Origin of the sequence: Oceanimonas pelagia, assembly GCF_030849025.1 — a bacterium.
GTDB lineage: Bacteria > Pseudomonadota > Gammaproteobacteria > Enterobacterales > Aeromonadaceae > Oceanimonas > Oceanimonas pelagia.
Genome location: NZ_CP118224.1, coordinates 2,094,172 through 2,109,780, shown reverse-complemented (window position 1 = coordinate 2,109,780; position 15,609 = coordinate 2,094,172). Strand labels below are relative to the sequence as shown.

Here is a 15,609-nt window from a genome sequence, read left to right as displayed (position 1 = left end):
TCGGAGGTAAATGAATGGCAGAAGTATCATTGACGCAACTTGCCAGTGACATCGACACGCCGGTTGATCGTCTGATCCAGCAGTTTCGTGAAGCGGGCATGGAGAAATCCGGCAACGACACCGTTTCCGAAACTGAAAAGGCCGCCCTGCTTGCGCATCTGAAAAAGCAGCACGGTGGCAATGACGATAATGAACCCAAACGGATGACCCTGCAGCGCAAGACCATCAGCACCCTGAGTGTTCAGGGCGCCGGCGGCAAGAACAAGGCGGTGCAGGTTGAAGTGCGCAAAAAGCGCACTTACGTAAGACGCGATGCGCTGGAAGAGCAGCGCCGTGAAGAGGAAGAAAAGGCGCGCCAGGAAGCCGAGGCTCAGGCGCGTCGCGAGGCCGAGGAACGGGCCCAACGAGAAGCAGCAGAACAAGCCAAGCGCGAGGCGGAAGAAAAGGCCAAACGTGAGGCGGAAGAAAAAGCCAAGCGTGAAGCGGAAGACAAAGCCCGTCAGGCTCAGCTGCAGGCTCAGAAGAACACCGAGCAGGGGGCAAAACCCCAAAGCAAAGAGCAGAAAAAGGCGGACGAAATGGCCAAGCGCGAAGCAGAAAACCTGAAGAAACAGCGCGAAGAGGAAGCCCTGCGCAAAGCCGAGCTGGAAGCCCAGCAGAAGGCGGAAGAAGTGCGCCGGCTTGCGGAAGAAAACGAAAAGCGCTGGGCGGAAGAAGCGGCCAAAAAGCCGGAAGACGCCGATTATCACGTCACCACCAACCAGCACGCCCGTGCCGCGGAAGACGAAGCCGATCAGAGCGAGGAGCAGAAGGCCCGTCGCACCGGTGGCAAGAAGCGCAAGGGTGGCAAGTCGAAGGAAGACCGTGAAGATCGCGAAAGCCGCAGCGAGCGCCAGCGCAAGGGCAAGCGCGCCAAGGTGATGACGCCCAAGTCCATGAAGCATGGCTTCCAGAAGCCGGCCCAGCCGGTGAGCCGTGAAGTGGAAATCGGCGAAACCATTACCGTGGCCGAACTGGCCAACCGCATGGCGGTCAAGGGCACCGAAGTCATCAAGGCGATGATGAAGATGGGCGCCATGGTCACCATCAACCAGGTGATCGATCAGGAAACCGCCCAGCTGGTGGCCGAGGAAATGGGCCACAAGGTGGTGCTGCGCCGTGAAAACGAGCTGGAAGAGCGCGTGCTGTCCGACCGTGACACCGACGCCGAGCGCAAGTCCCGCGCGCCTGTGGTCACCATCATGGGTCACGTTGACCACGGCAAGACCTCCACCCTGGACTACATTCGTCGTACCAAGGTGGCGTCCGGCGAGGCCGGTGGTATTACCCAGCACATCGGTGCCTACCATGTGGAAACCGATAACGGCATGATCACCTTCCTGGACACCCCGGGACACGCGGCCTTTACCAGCATGCGGGCCCGGGGAGCCAAGGCCACCGATATCGTGGTACTGGTCGTTGCCGCCGATGACGGCGTGATGCCCCAGACCATTGAAGCCATTCAGCACGCCAAGGCGGCGGAAGTGCCGCTGATCGTGGCGGTGAACAAGATGGACAAGCCGGAAGCGGATCCGGACCGGGTCAAGAGTGAACTGTCCCAGCACGGCGTGATGTCGGAAGAATGGGGTGGCGAGAACATGTTCGTGCATATCTCCGCCAAGACCGGTGAAGGTATCGACGAGCTGCTGGAAGCGATTCTGCTGCAGGCCGAAGTGCTGGAGCTGACCGCGGTATACGACGCCATGGCCTCCGGCGTGGTGATCGAATCCCGGCTCGACAAGGGCCGTGGCCCCGTGGCCACCGTGCTGGTACAGGACGGTACCCTGAACCAGGGCGACATCGTGCTGTGCGGTCTGGAATACGGCCGGGTGCGTGCCATGAAGGACGAGCTGGGCCGCGAAGTGAAGTCTGCCGGTCCGTCCATTCCGGTGGAAATTCTGGGTCTGTCCGGTGTACCCACCGCCGGTGACGAAGCCACGGTAGTACGGGATGAGAAAAAGGCCCGGGAAGTGGCGCTGTACCGTCAGGGCAAGTTCCGCGAAGTCAAGCTGGCCCGCCAGCAGAAGGCCAAGCTGGAAAACATGTTCGCCAACATGAACGAAGGCGAAGTGGCCGAGGTCAACCTGGTACTGAAGGCGGACGTACAGGGCTCCATCGAAGCGATCTCCGACTCGCTGATGAAGCTGTCCACCGACGAAGTGAAGGTGAAGATCGTGGGCTCCGGCGTGGGTGGCATTACCGAGACCGACGCCAGCCTGGCGGCCGCGTCCAACGCCATCATTCTGGGCTTCAACGTGCGTGCCGATGCTTCTGCCCGCAAGGTGATCGAGGCGGAAGAGATCGACCTGCGCTACTACAGCGTGATCTATGAGCTGCTGGACGAAGTGAAGCAGGCCATGACCGGCATGCTGGCACCCGAGTTCAAGCAGGAGATCATCGGTCTGGCTCAGGTGCGTGACGTGTTCCGTTCGCCCAAGTTCGGTGCCATCGCCGGCTGTATGGTCACCGAAGGTGTGGTCAAGCGCAGCAACCCGATTCGCGTACTGCGCGACAACGTGGTGATTTACGAAGGCGAGCTGGAGTCCCTGCGCCGCTTCAAGGACGATGTACAGGAAGTGCGTAACGGCATGGAATGCGGCATCGGCGTGAAGAACTACAACGACGTGCGCGTGGGCGACCAGATCGAGGTATATCAGATTGTGGAAGTACAGCGCACCCTGTAAGGTGGCCGTTAACCACGTCTGAACACAGTAATCAACGGGGGCCTCGAGGCCCCCTTTGTCTTGGAAAAAAGCAATGGCCAGAGAATTCAGCCGTACCCGCCGGGTAGCGCAGGAGCTGCAAAAAGAGATTGCCGTTATCCTGCAGCGGGAAATCAAAGACGACCGTCTGGGCATGGTCACCGTTTCCGGAGTGGAAGTGTCCCGGGACCTCAACTACGCAAAAGTGTTCGTGACCTTTCTCGACAACGACGCCGAGCGGGTGGAGCAGGGCATGGAAGCACTGAAGGATGCCAGCGGTTACATTCGCAGTCTGGTGGCCAAGGCCATGCGCCTGCGGGTCACCCCGGAGCTGCGTTTCTCCTACGATCAGAGCCTGGTGGAAGGCATGCGCATTTCCACCCTGGTGTCGAGCACCGTCGCCGAAGACAAGCGCCGCAGTGCCGGCCGCGACGACGAAGACGACAAGGAGCAGGACTGAGATGGGGCGTCAGCGACGTTTTCGCGGCCGTGAGGTAGACGGCATTCTGCTGCTCGACAAGCCGGCGGGCATCACTTCCAACGATGCCCTGCAGCAGGTCAAGCGTATTTACGCCGCCGCCAAGGCCGGACACACCGGTGCCCTGGACCCGCTGGCCACCGGCATGCTGCCGATCTGCCTGGGTGAAGCCACCAAGTTTTCCCAGTTTCTGCTCGACGCCGACAAGCGCTACCGGGTGGTGGCCAAACTGGGTGAGCGCACCGACACCAGCGACGCCGACGGCGAAGTGGTGGAAACCCGCCCGGTGAATGTCTCCACCGGCGAGCTGATTGAAGCCCTGGATCATTTCCGCGGCGACATTGAGCAGATTCCGTCCATGTACTCGGCGCTCAAGTATCAGGGCAAGCCCCTGTACCAGTACGCCCGGGAAGGCATAGAAGTGCCCCGGGAAGCGCGGCCCATCACTGTGTTTGAGCTCAAGCTCATTCGCTTTGAAGGGGACGAGGTGGAGCTGGAAGTACACTGCAGCAAGGGTACCTACATTCGCACCATCGTCGACGATCTGGGTGAGCGCCTGGGTTGCGGCGCCCACGTCACCGTGTTGCGCCGGCTGGCGGTGGCCGGTTACCCGGCGGAGCGCATGCTGACCCTGGAGCAGCTGCAGTGCATTCTCGACAACTGCAAGGCCAACGAGATTTCGCCCCGGCTGGAGCTGGACCCGCTGTTGCTGCCCATGGACACCGCCGTGCAGAGCCTGCCGGAAGTGAATCTGTCCGAGCTGGTGGCGGGGTATCTGCTGCACGGCCAGGCGGTGCAGGTGGCGGGCGCGCCCCTTGAAGGCTTTGTGCGCATGACGGTGGGCGAAGACCATCGTTTTGTCGGCGTCGGTGAAATCGACGACGACGGCAAGGTGGCGCCGCGCCGTCTGGTGCGTTAATTAGCGCGCATTTCAGGTTGCCAAGCGCGGCGTTGCTGGTAGAATGCCGTGCTTCCTTCCGGCTGAATTAGTGATCGGCTGGAATTCATTCATGTTATTTGGAGTAGACACAATGTCACTAAATGCTGAAACCAAAGCCCAGATCGTTGCCGAATTCGCCCGTGGCGAAGGCGACACCGGCTCTCCCGAAGTGCAGGTAGCTCTGCTGAGCGCCCAGATCAACCACCTGCAGGGCCACTTCAAGCAGCACATCCACGATCACCACAGCCGCCGCGGCCTGCTGCGCATGGTATCCCAGCGTCGTAACCTGCTGGACTACCTGAAGCGCAAAGACGTAGAGCGCTACCGTGCCCTGATCGAAAAGCTGGGCCTGCGTCGTTAATCGACTCCAAAGCCTTGTTAAAAAGGGAGCCTCGGCTCCCTTTTTTCTTGCCTGTTTTTAGCAGTGAGGGGAAAGGAGTGAGGGGTAAGGGGTAAAGAATCCTCACGCCTTACCCCTCACGCTTTTATTTCGGCCATTCTGTCCTTTAAACAGGAATCAAGTATACTGTGCCGGCGTATTAAAGAATCAAACAGTTAAAGGAATCTACCACGTGAATCCTATCGTAAAGACCTTCCAGTACGGTCAGCATACCGTCACCCTTGAAACCGGCGTGATCGCCCGCCAGGCCACCGCCGCCGTGATGGCCAGCATCGACGACACCTCCGTGCTGGTGACCGTGGTCGGCCGGCGCGAAGCCGATGAAAGCCGCGACTTCTTTCCGCTGACCGTCAACTACCAGGAGCGTACCTACGCTGCCGGTCGTATTCCCGGCAGCTTCTTCAAGCGTGAAGGCCGCCCCACCGAAGGTGAAACACTGACCGCGCGTCTGATTGACCGCCCCATTCGTCCGCTGTTTCCCGAAGGATTCAAAAACGAAGTTCAGGTCATTGCCACCGTGATGTCCGCCAACCCGGAAATCGCCCCGGACATCATCTCCATGCTGGGCACCTCCGCCGCCCTGGCCATTTCCGGCATTCCCTTTGCCGGCCCCATCGGCGCCGCCCGTGTGGGTTACATGAACGGTGAATATGTGCTCAACCCCAGCATCAGCGAGCTGAAAGACAGCCAGCTGGACCTGGTGGTGGCCGGTACCGCCGGCGCCGTGCTGATGGTGGAATCCGAAGCCTCCGTGCTGCCCGAAGAGGTCATGCTGGGTGCCGTGATGTACGGTCACGAGCAGATGCAGGCCGCCATTACCGCCATTAATGAATTTGCCGCCGAAGTGGGCACCCAGCCCTGGGACTGGCAGCCCAAGGCGGAAAACGAAGCCCTCAAGGCCAAGGTGGCCGAGCTGGCCTCTGCCGAGCTGGGTGAAGCCTATCGCATCACCGACAAGACCGCCCGTCGTGACGCCATTGCCGACATCAAGGCCCGGGTGCAGGCTGCCATTCTCGAGCAGATGCCGGAAGCGGAAATCAAGGAAATTCAGGAACTGCTGGGCAAGCTGGAAAAAACCATCGTCCGTGGCCGTGTGGTCCGTGGTGAGCCGCGTATCGACGGTCGCGAGCCCGACATGATCCGTGCCCTGAACGTGGCCACCGGTCTGCTGCCCCGTGCCCACGGCTCCGCCCTGTTTACCCGCGGTGAGACCCAGGCGCTGGTGGCCGCGACCCTGGGCACCGAGCGTGACGCTCAGCTCATCGACGAACTCACCGGCGAGCGTGCCAACCGCTTTATGCTGCACTACAACTTCCCGCCTTACTGCGTGGGTGAGACCGGCATGGTCGGCAGCCCCAAGCGCCGGGAAATCGGTCACGGCCGCCTGGCCAAGCGGGGTGTGGCCGCGGTGATGCCGAGCCAGGAAGAGTTCCCCTATACCGTGCGGGTGGTATCCGAGATCACCGAATCCAACGGCTCTTCTTCCATGGCTTCCGTGTGTGGCACCTCGCTGGCGCTGATGGACGCCGGTGTGCCCATCAAGGCGTCCGTGGCCGGCATTGCCATGGGACTGGTAAAGGAAGAAGAAGGCTTTGTGGTGCTGTCCGACATTCTGGGTGACGAAGATCACCTGGGCGACATGGACTTCAAGGTGGCCGGTACCAGCGAAGGCGTGACCGCCCTGCAGATGGACATCAAGATCGAAGGCATCACCAGGGAAATCATGGAAGTGGCCCTGAAGCAGGCCCGCAACGCCCGCCTGCACATTCTGAAGGTGATGGACGAGGCCCTGCGGGCGCCCCGTGCCGATATTTCCGACTTTGCCCCGCGCATTCACACCATCAAGATCAACCCCGAGAAGATCCGTGACGTGATCGGCAAGGGCGGCGCCACCATTCGCGCCCTGACCGAAGAAACCGGTACCACCATCGAGCTGGATGACGACGGCACCGTGAAAATCGCGGCCGTCGACGGTGAAGCCGCCAAGGCCGCCATTCGCCGTATCGAGCAGCTGACCGCGGAAGTGGAAAGCGGCACCATCTACGAAGGTCAGGTGGTGCGTCTGGCCGACTTCGGCGCCTTCGTCAACATTCTGCCCGGCAAGGACGGTCTGGTGCACATCTCCCAGATCACCGAAGAGCGGGTGAAAAATGTGTCCGATCACCTGAAAGTGGGTGATACCGTCAAGGTCAAGGTGCTGGAAGTGGACCGTCAGGGCCGCATCCGCCTGTCCATCAAGGAAGCCAACAAGCCGGAAGAAGCCGAAGCGCCCGCCGCCGAGGCCGCTGTTGCCGAAGAAACCAAGACCGACAGCGCCGAATAAGCCACTCGGTTAACGCCAAAGCCGGAGAATTTTCTCCGGCTTTTTTTATTCACTTCTCTCCTCACTCCTTACATTTCACGTCTCTGCGTCCCACGTCCTGGCAACAACACTTGCCAAGCCCCGGCCGGCTTTGCACAATGAAGCCACTTTCAGCCGACGGAAACAACACACATGGAGCTGGCGGATTACCGACGGGAATACCTGCAGGGCGGCCTGCGCCGCAACGACCTGCCCGATACCCCCCTGGCCTTGTTTGAAACCTGGATGCAGCAGGCCATTGCCGCCGGGCTGCCGGATCCCACTGCCATGGTGGTGGCCACGGTGGACGAGCAGGGGCAGCCTTTTCAGCGCATTGTGCTGCTCAAGCAGGTGGACGAGCGCGGTTTTGTGTTTTACACCAACATGGGCAGCCGCAAGGCCGCACACCTGAATCACAACCCCCGCATCAGCCTGTTGTTTCCCTGGCACCCGCTGGAGCGCCAGGTGCATGTGACCGGCCGAGTGGAAAAGCTCGCTGCCACCGAGGTGATGAAGTATTTTGCCAGCCGCCCCAAGGACAGCCAGATCGGCGCCTGGGTATCAAAACAGTCCTCGCGCATCTCGGCGCGGGGGATGCTTGAAGCCAAGTTTCTGGAAATGAAGCAGAAGTTCGCCAGCGGCGAAGTGCCCTTACCCAGCTTCTGGGGCGGATTCCGGGTGAGGTTCGACGCGGTGGAGTTCTGGCAGGGCGGCGCCAACCGGTTGCACGATCGTTTTCTCTACCAGCGTGAGAATGACGGCTGGGCCATTTCCCGTCTGGCGCCCTGAGTTGTCAACGCGAGCCGGGAGGCCAGCATGCTGATTTGCAGAACCGAGCGTCCCGGTGACGGCGACGACATCGATGAGGTGGTGTACGCCGCCTTTAACCGCCCCGACGAGGCGGATCTGGTGCTGGCCCTGCGGGAGCAGGGCGCCATCAGTGTCAGTCAGGTGGCGGAGTATGAAGGCGCCATCATCGGCCATCTGGCCATGAGCCCGGTGCTGATCAATGGCGCTGACATCGGCTGGCTGGGACTGGCACCGGTGAGCGTGTGGCCCGACTGCCAGAATCAGGGCGTGGGCACGGAAATGATCCGCGAGGCCATTCAGGCCGCCAGCGACTTTGACTGGGCCGGCATAGTGGTGCTGGGCAACCCGGCCTATTACCGGCGCTTTGGTTTTCGCCCGGCCCGTGAGCTGGGGCTGACCTGCCCCTATCCCGATGCCGGCGATGCCTTTATGGCACTGGCGATGAAGCAACCGGTGCCCGCCGGCCTGGTGACCTACCACCCGGCCTTTGACTCGCTCTGAGCGAAAGGTGTGAGACAGCTTATACCTATGATTATGCCCGCACCGCGGGCATAATAAGCCGCTATTCTTGAAGCATTATTGCCCCCGTTGCGAGTTTTTCATGCACAGCCCTCTTAAACTGGATATCGACCATTTTCTGGCCCACGACTGGCAGCGTCGGCCGCGCCTGTTCAAGGCCGCCCTGCCGGACTTTGAAGACCCCTTAAGCCCCGACGAGCTGGCCGGTCTGGCGCTGGAGGCCCATATCGAATCCCGTCGGGTGTGGCGCGAGCAGGACCGCTGGCAGGCGGAAACCGGGCCGTTCGAGTCTTACGATCACCTGGGGGAAAGCGACTGGACCCTGCTGGTGCAGGCGGTCAACCAGTGGCACCCCGGAGTGCAGGATCTGGCCGAGCTGTTCCGCTTTATTCCCGGCTGGCGTTTTGACGACGTCATGGTGAGCTTTTCCACTCCCGGTGGCGGCGTGGGCCCTCATATCGATCAGTACGGTGTCTTTATCATTCAGGGTGCCGGCAGCCGTCGCTGGCGGGTCGGGGAGCAGCAGCGCCTGCGCGAATTCGCCGCTCATGGCGCCCTGCGCCACTGCGACGAGTTCGAGGCGGTGATCGACGAGGTATTGCAGCCCGGCGACATGATTTACATTCCTCCCGGCTGCCCCCACGAGGGTTATGCCGAAACCCCGGCGCTGAACTATTCCATCGGCTTTCGCGCTCCCGACGCCCGGGATCTGTTCTCCAGTTTTGCCGATTACCTGCTGGCTCACGTGGAAACCAGCCGTCGTTTTGACGATGCCGGCATGAGCGCCGCCAGCGCCCATGGTCGCCTCGACGCCACCGTAATGGCGCAGGTCAAGACACTGATGCGCGAGCTGCTTGACGACGATGCCCGCCTCAACGACTGGTTTGGCGAAATGATCTCCGAAGCCAAGCACGACCTGGATCTGGAAGCCGCCGAGCCCGTCTACAGCCTGGAAGAGCTGGTATTGCGGCTGGATCATGGCGACCACCTCTACCGCCTGGGCGGCGTGCGCTGCTTCTACCATGAAGGCAGCGCAGACGTGTTTTACCTGGACGGTGATCGCTACCAGCTGGCAGAAGCCGATGCCGACGCCATCGCCCTGCTGTGTGATCAAAACCGTATCTGCGGCCCGGAAGTGGCCTGTCTGCAAGCGCCGCGCAACCTGCTCGACTGCCTGCTGCCGCTGGTGAATCAGGGCTACTGGTATTTTGAGGAAGACGAGTAATGGCGGTGGAGCTGTATTTCGTACTGGAGTCACCGGCCCGTCCGGAAAACGTCGGCGCCGCCGCCCGCGCCATGAAAACCATGGGCTTTGAACGCATGCGCCTTGTCAACAGCCGGGTGCACCAGCAGGAGCAGGCCCAGTGGGTGGCTCACGGTGCCCAGGAGCTGCTGGAGCAGGCCGAGTATTTTCCCACCCTGGCCGAAGGCCTGGCCGATATGGATCTGGTGATCGCTACCACCGCCCGCCGGCGCGGCCGATACCAGTATTACCTGACGCCCCGGGAGGCCGTGGCCCAGATCAACAACAAGGCGGTGCAAAAGGTGGCGGTGCTGTTTGGCTGCGAGGAGTCGGGACTGAGCAACGAGCACCTGGCCCAGGCCGATATCATCAGCTATCTGCCGCTCAAGGTGAGCTATCCGTCCCTCAATCTGGGGCAGGCCATCATGCTCTATGCCTGGGAATTCAGCCAGGGGCTGGCGCCGGAAAACGAACAAAAAACCGACGTTCGGCAGGAAAATGCCCAGCTTCGCGTGTTACAGCAAAAAACAGAGCAATTGCTGGATTCAATCGGGGTTTCGCAGCAGGAAAAACTGGCAGAGTGGGTTAAAGACCGTCTTCCTGTGCTGGAACAGCGGGATCTGAACCTGCTGCACCTGCTCTGCAAGGACCTTGAGCGGGCCCTCAAAACCCGGGAGTGAAGTTGACAAGCCACCGGCCCCGGGTTATTGCTATGCCATTCGTTGTTACAGGTTGTACGTCATGCTGCTGTTCACCCGCACCACCACCATTATTATTACCGGCACCACCATGGGTGGCACCGGGGCGGGCTGATGCGCTGACGACAAACAGAATTTGAATCGAAAAGCCCGTGTCCCAACCAGATACGGGCTTTTTTTGTTTTACACAGGGAGTAATGAATGCGAGTCCTGAAATTTGGCGGTACATCGCTGGCCAACGCCGAGCGGTTCGATACCGTGGCCGACATCGTGGTCAACAATCAGCGCCAGTCCCAGGTGGCACTGGTGCTGTCGGCCCCGGCGCGGGTCACCAATCACCTGGTGGCCGTGGTGGAGCAGACCATTCGCGGCCTGGAAGCGGCGCCGGTGCTGAAAGAGATCGAGCAGATCTTTCACGGCATTATCGACGGACTCAAGGGCAAATATGCCGTTCTGGATGATGCCACCCTCAAGGTGACCGTTGAGCGGGAGCTGAACCAGCTGACCCGGTTGTTGCAGGGCGTCAGCCTGCTGCAGCAGTGCCCCGACAACATACAGGCCCGCATTCTCAGCCGGGGCGAGGCGCTGTCCATCGCCGTCATGTCCGAGCTGCTGCGCGCCCGGGACGAGCAGGTGGAAGTGATTTCACCCCAGGAAATGCTGCTGGGCGAGGGCAGTGTGCTGGAAGCCCAGGTCAATATCGAGGTGTCTCGTCAGCGCTTTGCCGACAAGGGCCTGCGTGACGACTGCGTCTACCTGATGCCCGGCTTTACCGCCGGCAACGAAAAGGGTGAAACCGTTATTCTCGGCCGCAATGGCTCCGACTACTCCGCCGCCGTGCTGGCCGCCTGCGTGGGCGCCGAGTGCTGCGAGATCTGGACCGACGTGGATGGCGTGTACAACTGTGATCCGCGCCTGGTGCCCGACGCCAAGCTGCTGCGCCAGCTGTCCTACAAGGAAGCCATGGAGCTGTCTTATTTCGGTGCCAAGGTACTGCACCCCAAAACCATCGCCCCCATCGCCCAGTTCCATATTCCCTGTCTGATCAAGAACACCGGTAACCCTCAAGGGGAAGGCTCGCTCATCGGCCCCGAGTGCAGCGACGACGATCTGCAGGTGAAGGGCATTTCCGATCTGGCCGGCATGACCATGATCAACATCTCCGGCCCCGGCATGAAGGGCATGGTGGGCATGGCCGGCCGGCTGTTCTCCTGCATCTCCCGCGCCGGTGCCAGCATAGTGCTGATCACTCAAAGCTCGTCGGAATACAGCGTCAGCTTCTGTATCCACACCTACGACAAGCAAAAGGTACAGAAGGCCATCGCCAGCGAGTTTGCCCTGGAGTTCAAGAACAACCTGCTGGAGCCGCTGGATGTGCTGGACGATCTGGCCATTATCTCCCTGGTGGGGGATCGCATGCGCACCGCCCGGGGGGTGTCTGCCCGCTTCTTCAACTCCCTGGCCGAAGCCTCCATCAATATCGTGGCCATCGCCCAGGGCTCCAGCGAGCGCTCCATCTCGGCGGTGATCCGCAAGGAAAAGGTGACCGAGGCGATCAAGGCCTGTCACCAGAACTTCTTCTCCAGCCGCCAGTTCATCGACGTGTTCCTGGTGGGCTGTGGCGGTGTGGGCGGCGCCCTGCTTGAGCAGATCCGCCGCCAGCAACCGGTGCTGGAAGCCCAGGATATCGGCATTCGGGTGGTGGGTATCGCCAATTCCCGGCAGATGCTGCTGGACAAGAACGGCATCAACCTGAACGACTGGCGTGACAGGCTGGCCCAGGCCCAGGAAAGCTTCAGCCTGGAGCGGGTCACCCGGCTGGTGGAAGACAGCCACCTGATCAACCCGGTACTGGTGGACTGCACCACCAGCGAGCAGATTGCCGATCAGTACGCCGACTTTCTTGCCGCCGGCTTTCACGTGGTCACCCCCAACAAAAAGGCCAACACCGCCAGCCTGGATTATTACCGCGAGCTGCGCCGCTCGGCCCGCTCCACCCGTCGAAAGTTCCTGTATGAAACCAACGTGGGCGCCGGCCTGCCGGTGATCGAGAACCTGCAGAACCTCATTCGTGCCGGCGACAAGCTCAGGGCCTTTGGCGGCATTCTGTCCGGCTCCCTGTCCTATATCTTCGGCAAGCTGGACGAAGGCATGAGTTTTGCCGAGGCCACCCGCATCGCCCGGGAAAACGGCTTTACCGAGCCGGATCCGCGGGACGACCTGAACGGCATGGACGTGGCCCGCAAGCTGCTGATCCTGGCACGGGAGGCGGGCATGGAGCTGAATCTCGACGACATCGAGGTGGAGCAGGCGCTGCCGCCGGGCTTTGACGCCGGCGGCGACATCGAGTCCTTTATGGCCCGGCTGCCGGAAGCGGACGCCTGGTTTGCCCAGAAGGCCGCCGAGGCGGGCGAGGGCCGGGTGCTGCGTTATGTGGGTGCCATCGAAAATGGCCAGTGCAAGGTTGCCATTCGGGCCGTTGACGGGGATGATCCCCTGTTCAAGGTCAAGGACGGCGAAAACGCCCTGGCGTTTTACACCCAGTATTACCAGCCCATTCCGCTGGTGCTGCGCGGCTACGGCGCCGGTGCCGATGTGACCGCCGCCGGTGTGTTTGCCGACCTGTTGCGCACCCATAACTGGAAGCAGGAGATTTAAATGAGTGTTGTAGCCTATGCGCCGGCCTCTACCGCCAACGTCAGTGTTGGGTTTGATGTGCTGGGGGCCGCGCTGGCCCCCCTCGATGGCTCCCTGCTGGGAGACCGGGTGCTGGTAGAAGACGCCAGCGGTGAGTTCAGCCTGACCAACGCCGGCCCCTATGCCCACAAGCTGCCGGCCGACCATACCCAGAACATCGTTTACGACTGCTGGCTGGCCTATGAAAAGGCGCTCGACAAAAAGGGGCTGGCGCGCAAACCGCTGACCATGACCCTGGAAAAGAACCTGCCGGTGGGCTCGGGGCTGGGCTCCAGCGCCACCAGCATAGTAGCCGCCTTCGTGGCCCTGAACGCCTTTTACGACAACGCCATGAGCGAGCATGAGCTGATGCTGCTGATGGGCGAGCTGGAAGGCCAGATCTCCGGCTCGGTGCATTACGACAACGTGGCGCCCTGTCATCTCGGTGGCATGCAGCTGGTGCTGGATGAAGCCGGTGTGGTCAGCCAGACCCTGCCGTCCTTTGATGAATGGTACTGGGTGGTATGCTACCCGGGCATTGCCGTGTCCACTTCCGCCGCCCGGGAAATTCTGCCGGCCCAGTACCGCCGTCAGGACTGCCTGGAATACGGCCGCCGGCTGGCGGGCTTTGTGCATGCCAGCCACACCGGTCAGGAAAGGGTGGCCGCCGCCATGCTCAAGGACGTGATCGCCGAGCCCTATCGCGCCCAGCTGATCCCCGGCTTCAAGGAAGTGCGCGAGCATGCCGCCGCCATGGGCGCCCTGGCCACCGGTATTTCCGGCAGCGGTCCCACCGTGTTTACGGTGATGAAAGACCTGCATCAGGCAGAAAAGCTCAAGGCCTGGCTGGCCGACCACTTTATTCAGAATCAGGATGGCTTTTGCCATATTTGCAAACTCGATGCCGAAGGCGCGCGAGTCACAGGAACCAAGCTATGAAGTTGTACAACATCAAGGATAACGCAGAGACCATCAATTTTGCCGGCGCCGTCAAGCAGGGCCTGGGCCGTGGCCAGGGCCTGTTTTTTCCGGAAAACCTGAGCCCGCTTGCCAACGTGGACGCCCTGCTGGAGCTGCCGCTGGTGCCTCGCTCCGTGGCCATTCTGCAGCACCTGATCGGTGACGAAATTCCCAAGGACACCCTCACCGCCATGGTGGAGCACGCCTTTACCTTTCCGGCGCCGCTGGTGAAGGTGGACGAGCACACCTACGCCCTGGAGCTGTTCCACGGCCCGACCCTGGCGTTCAAGGACTTTGGCGGCCGCTTCATGGCCCAGTGCCTGGCCACCCTGAGCAGTGAAGGCAAGATCACCATTCTCACCGCCACCTCCGGTGACACCGGTGCCGCCGTGGCTCACGCCTTCTACGGTCTGCCCAATATCGAAGTGGTGATCCTGTATCCCGAGGGCAAAATCAGCCCGCTGCAGGAAAAGCTGTTCACCACTCTTGGGGGCAACATTCGCACCTTTGCGGTTCAGGACGACTTCGATGCCTGTCAGGCCCTAGTCAAGAACGCCTTTGACGATGAAGAGCTGAAGGCCGCAGTGGGTCTGAACTCCGCTAACTCCATCAACATCAGCCGGCTGCTGGCCCAGGTGTGCTACTACTTTGAAGCCGTGGCCGAGCTGCCCGCCGAGCAGCGTAGCAAGGCGGTGATTTCCGTGCCCTCCGGCAACTTCGGCAACCTGACCGCGGGCCTCATCGCCAAGGCCATCGGCCTGCCGGTGAAGCGCTTTGTGGCCGCCACTAACGCCAACGATACCGTGCCGCGTTACCTGGAAAGCGGCAACTGGGACCCGCACGCCACCGTGGCCACCCTGTCCAACGCTATGGACGTGAGCCGCCCCAACAACTGGCCGCGAGTGGAAGAGCTGTGCCGGGTCAAGGGCTGGAGTCTTTCCGATATAGCCTCCGGCGCCCTCAACGACGAGCAGACCCAGGATGCCCTCAAGCGGCTGTTTGCCAAGGGCTACCTGTGCGAGCCCCACGGCGCCATCGCCTGGGATCTGCTCAACAAGGAGCGCGGCAAGGACGAAGTGGGCATCTTCCTGTGTACCGCCCATCCGGCCAAGTTCAAGGAAAGTGTGGACCGCATTCTCGAGCAGGACATTGAACTGCCGGGCCCGCTGGCCAAACACGGCGCCATGGAATCCCTGTCCGAGACCATTCCCGCCGACTTCGCCGTGCTCAAGGCGAAAATGATGGGCTGAGGCGAATTTCTTGCCATATGACCATGCCGGGCTTGTCCCGGCATTTTTTTGCCATTCCCCATTCCCCCTGCTCTTTGTAAGCGATCTCTCAAGGTACGCACGGAAAAGGCGCTTTTGATATATGGCTTTTGGATTGGTGACTTAACAACTTATTGAGTGTAAAGGGATTTATTTTATTGTTCAAAGCGTGAGCGGTTCGGCCGGTGTTCCGGCTGCATTGTTCCGGGCAGCGGAAAGGGTATAGTTAATTCCAACAGCAAGGCAGGCTGAGTTGCCAGGACAGGCAAGAAGCAGGAAGGCCGACAGGATACCCGGCAGTGACGCCGGAACAGGGACAGGAAGACAGTGCGGGCAGGAAAGCCGGCAGCCAGGAACGGCAAGGGACCCGGTCGTGGATGACCAAGGGGAAAGGGTCGGGAAGACCGAAGGATACCTTCAGGACGAAGCGGTTGGCAGCAGGAACGCAGCCATTCACGGAAGAGACAGGGACGAGCCCGACGGAACGGGAAAGGGGAAGGCCCGGAGTGGGTCAGGTCAGGGATTGCAGGGAGCA

At 61.2% G+C, this 15,609-nt stretch carries 12 protein-coding genes; all 12 read left to right on the top strand.

Annotation, left to right across the window (positions count from 1 at the left end; genetic code table 11):
* Nucleotides 1-14 precede the first annotated feature (14 nt).
* The 12 genes from infB (at nt 15) to thrC (ending at nt 15,056) form a co-directional block, all read left to right on the top strand.
* Nucleotides 15-2,723, top strand: a complete 2,709-nt coding sequence (gene infB, locus PU634_RS10000) for a translation initiation factor IF-2 (protein ID WP_306760650.1) — start codon at nt 15-17, stop codon at nt 2,721-2,723.
* Nucleotides 2,724-2,796: 73 nt separating this feature from the next.
* Nucleotides 2,797-3,201, top strand: a complete 405-nt coding sequence (gene rbfA / locus PU634_RS09995; RefSeq protein ID WP_094199829.1) for a 30S ribosome-binding factor RbfA — start codon at nt 2,797-2,799, stop codon at nt 3,199-3,201.
* 1 nt (nt 3,202) lies between these two features.
* Nucleotides 3,203-4,138, top strand: a complete 936-nt coding sequence (gene truB, locus PU634_RS09990; protein ID WP_306760649.1) for a tRNA pseudouridine(55) synthase TruB — start codon at nt 3,203-3,205, stop codon at nt 4,136-4,138.
* Between the two features lie 112 nt (nt 4,139-4,250).
* Entirely contained in the window at nt 4,251-4,520 is a 270-nt protein-coding gene (gene rpsO / locus PU634_RS09985) for a 30S ribosomal protein S15 (protein WP_094200563.1), read from the top strand.
* 211 nt (nt 4,521-4,731) lie between these two features.
* On the top strand, nt 4,732-6,882 hold the full coding sequence (gene pnp / locus PU634_RS09980; protein WP_371319595.1) for a polyribonucleotide nucleotidyltransferase: 2,151 nt from the start codon (nt 4,732-4,734) through the stop codon (nt 6,880-6,882).
* A gap of 171 nt (nt 6,883-7,053) precedes the next feature.
* Nucleotides 7,054-7,689 carry a pyridoxamine 5'-phosphate oxidase gene (gene pdxH / locus PU634_RS09975; protein WP_306760648.1) on the top strand — a complete coding sequence of 212 codons (636 nt, stop codon included), beginning with the start codon at nt 7,054-7,056 and terminating at the stop codon, nt 7,687-7,689.
* Between the two features lie 27 nt (nt 7,690-7,716).
* Entirely contained in the window at nt 7,717-8,211 is a 495-nt protein-coding gene (locus PU634_RS09970) for a GNAT family N-acetyltransferase (protein WP_306760647.1), read from the top strand.
* A 100-nt stretch (nt 8,212-8,311) separates the two neighbouring features.
* On the top strand, nt 8,312-9,454 hold the full coding sequence (locus tag PU634_RS09965; protein ID WP_306760646.1) for a ribosomal protein uL16 3-hydroxylase: 1,143 nt from the start codon (nt 8,312-8,314) through the stop codon (nt 9,452-9,454).
* Nucleotides 9,455-9,459: 5 nt separating this feature from the next.
* Nucleotides 9,460-10,152, top strand: coding sequence for a tRNA/rRNA methyltransferase (locus tag PU634_RS09960; RefSeq protein ID WP_306763683.1), 693 nt, complete (start codon nt 9,460-9,462; stop codon nt 10,150-10,152).
* A 219-nt stretch (nt 10,153-10,371) separates the two neighbouring features.
* Entirely contained in the window at nt 10,372-12,828 is a 2,457-nt protein-coding gene (thrA, locus tag PU634_RS09955) for a bifunctional aspartate kinase/homoserine dehydrogenase I (protein WP_306760645.1), read from the top strand.
* Entirely contained in the window at nt 12,829-13,785 is a 957-nt protein-coding gene (gene thrB / locus PU634_RS09950) for a homoserine kinase (RefSeq protein ID WP_306760644.1), read from the top strand.
* Nucleotides 13,782-15,056 (top strand): threonine synthase, encoded by a 1,275-nt coding sequence (thrC, locus tag PU634_RS09945; protein WP_306760643.1) that lies wholly within the window; start codon nt 13,782-13,784, stop codon nt 15,054-15,056. Before thrB ends, thrC begins: the two co-directional genes overlap by 4 nt.
* Nucleotides 15,057-15,609: the final 553 nt, after the last annotated feature.

Bases quoted from the DNA above. Each gene is read 5' to 3' on its own strand.
- infB (WP_306760650.1), top strand. From the start codon at position 15: ATGGCAGAAGTATCATTGACGCAACTTGCCAGTGACATCGACACGCCG.
- rbfA (WP_094199829.1), top strand. From the start codon at position 2,797: ATGGCCAGAGAATTCAGCCGTACCCGCCGGGTAGCGCAGGAGCTGCAA.
- truB (WP_306760649.1), top strand. From the start codon at position 3,203: ATGGGGCGTCAGCGACGTTTTCGCGGCCGTGAGGTAGACGGCATTCTG.
- rpsO (WP_094200563.1), top strand. From the start codon at position 4,251: ATGTCACTAAATGCTGAAACCAAAGCCCAGATCGTTGCCGAATTCGCC.
- pdxH (WP_306760648.1), top strand. From the start codon at position 7,054: ATGGAGCTGGCGGATTACCGACGGGAATACCTGCAGGGCGGCCTGCGC.
- PU634_RS09970 (WP_306760647.1), top strand. From the start codon at position 7,717: ATGCTGATTTGCAGAACCGAGCGTCCCGGTGACGGCGACGACATCGAT.
- PU634_RS09965 (WP_306760646.1), top strand. From the start codon at position 8,312: ATGCACAGCCCTCTTAAACTGGATATCGACCATTTTCTGGCCCACGAC.
- thrA (WP_306760645.1), top strand. From the start codon at position 10,372: ATGCGAGTCCTGAAATTTGGCGGTACATCGCTGGCCAACGCCGAGCGG.
- thrB (WP_306760644.1), top strand. From the start codon at position 12,829: ATGAGTGTTGTAGCCTATGCGCCGGCCTCTACCGCCAACGTCAGTGTT.
- thrC (WP_306760643.1), top strand. From the start codon at position 13,782: ATGAAGTTGTACAACATCAAGGATAACGCAGAGACCATCAATTTTGCC.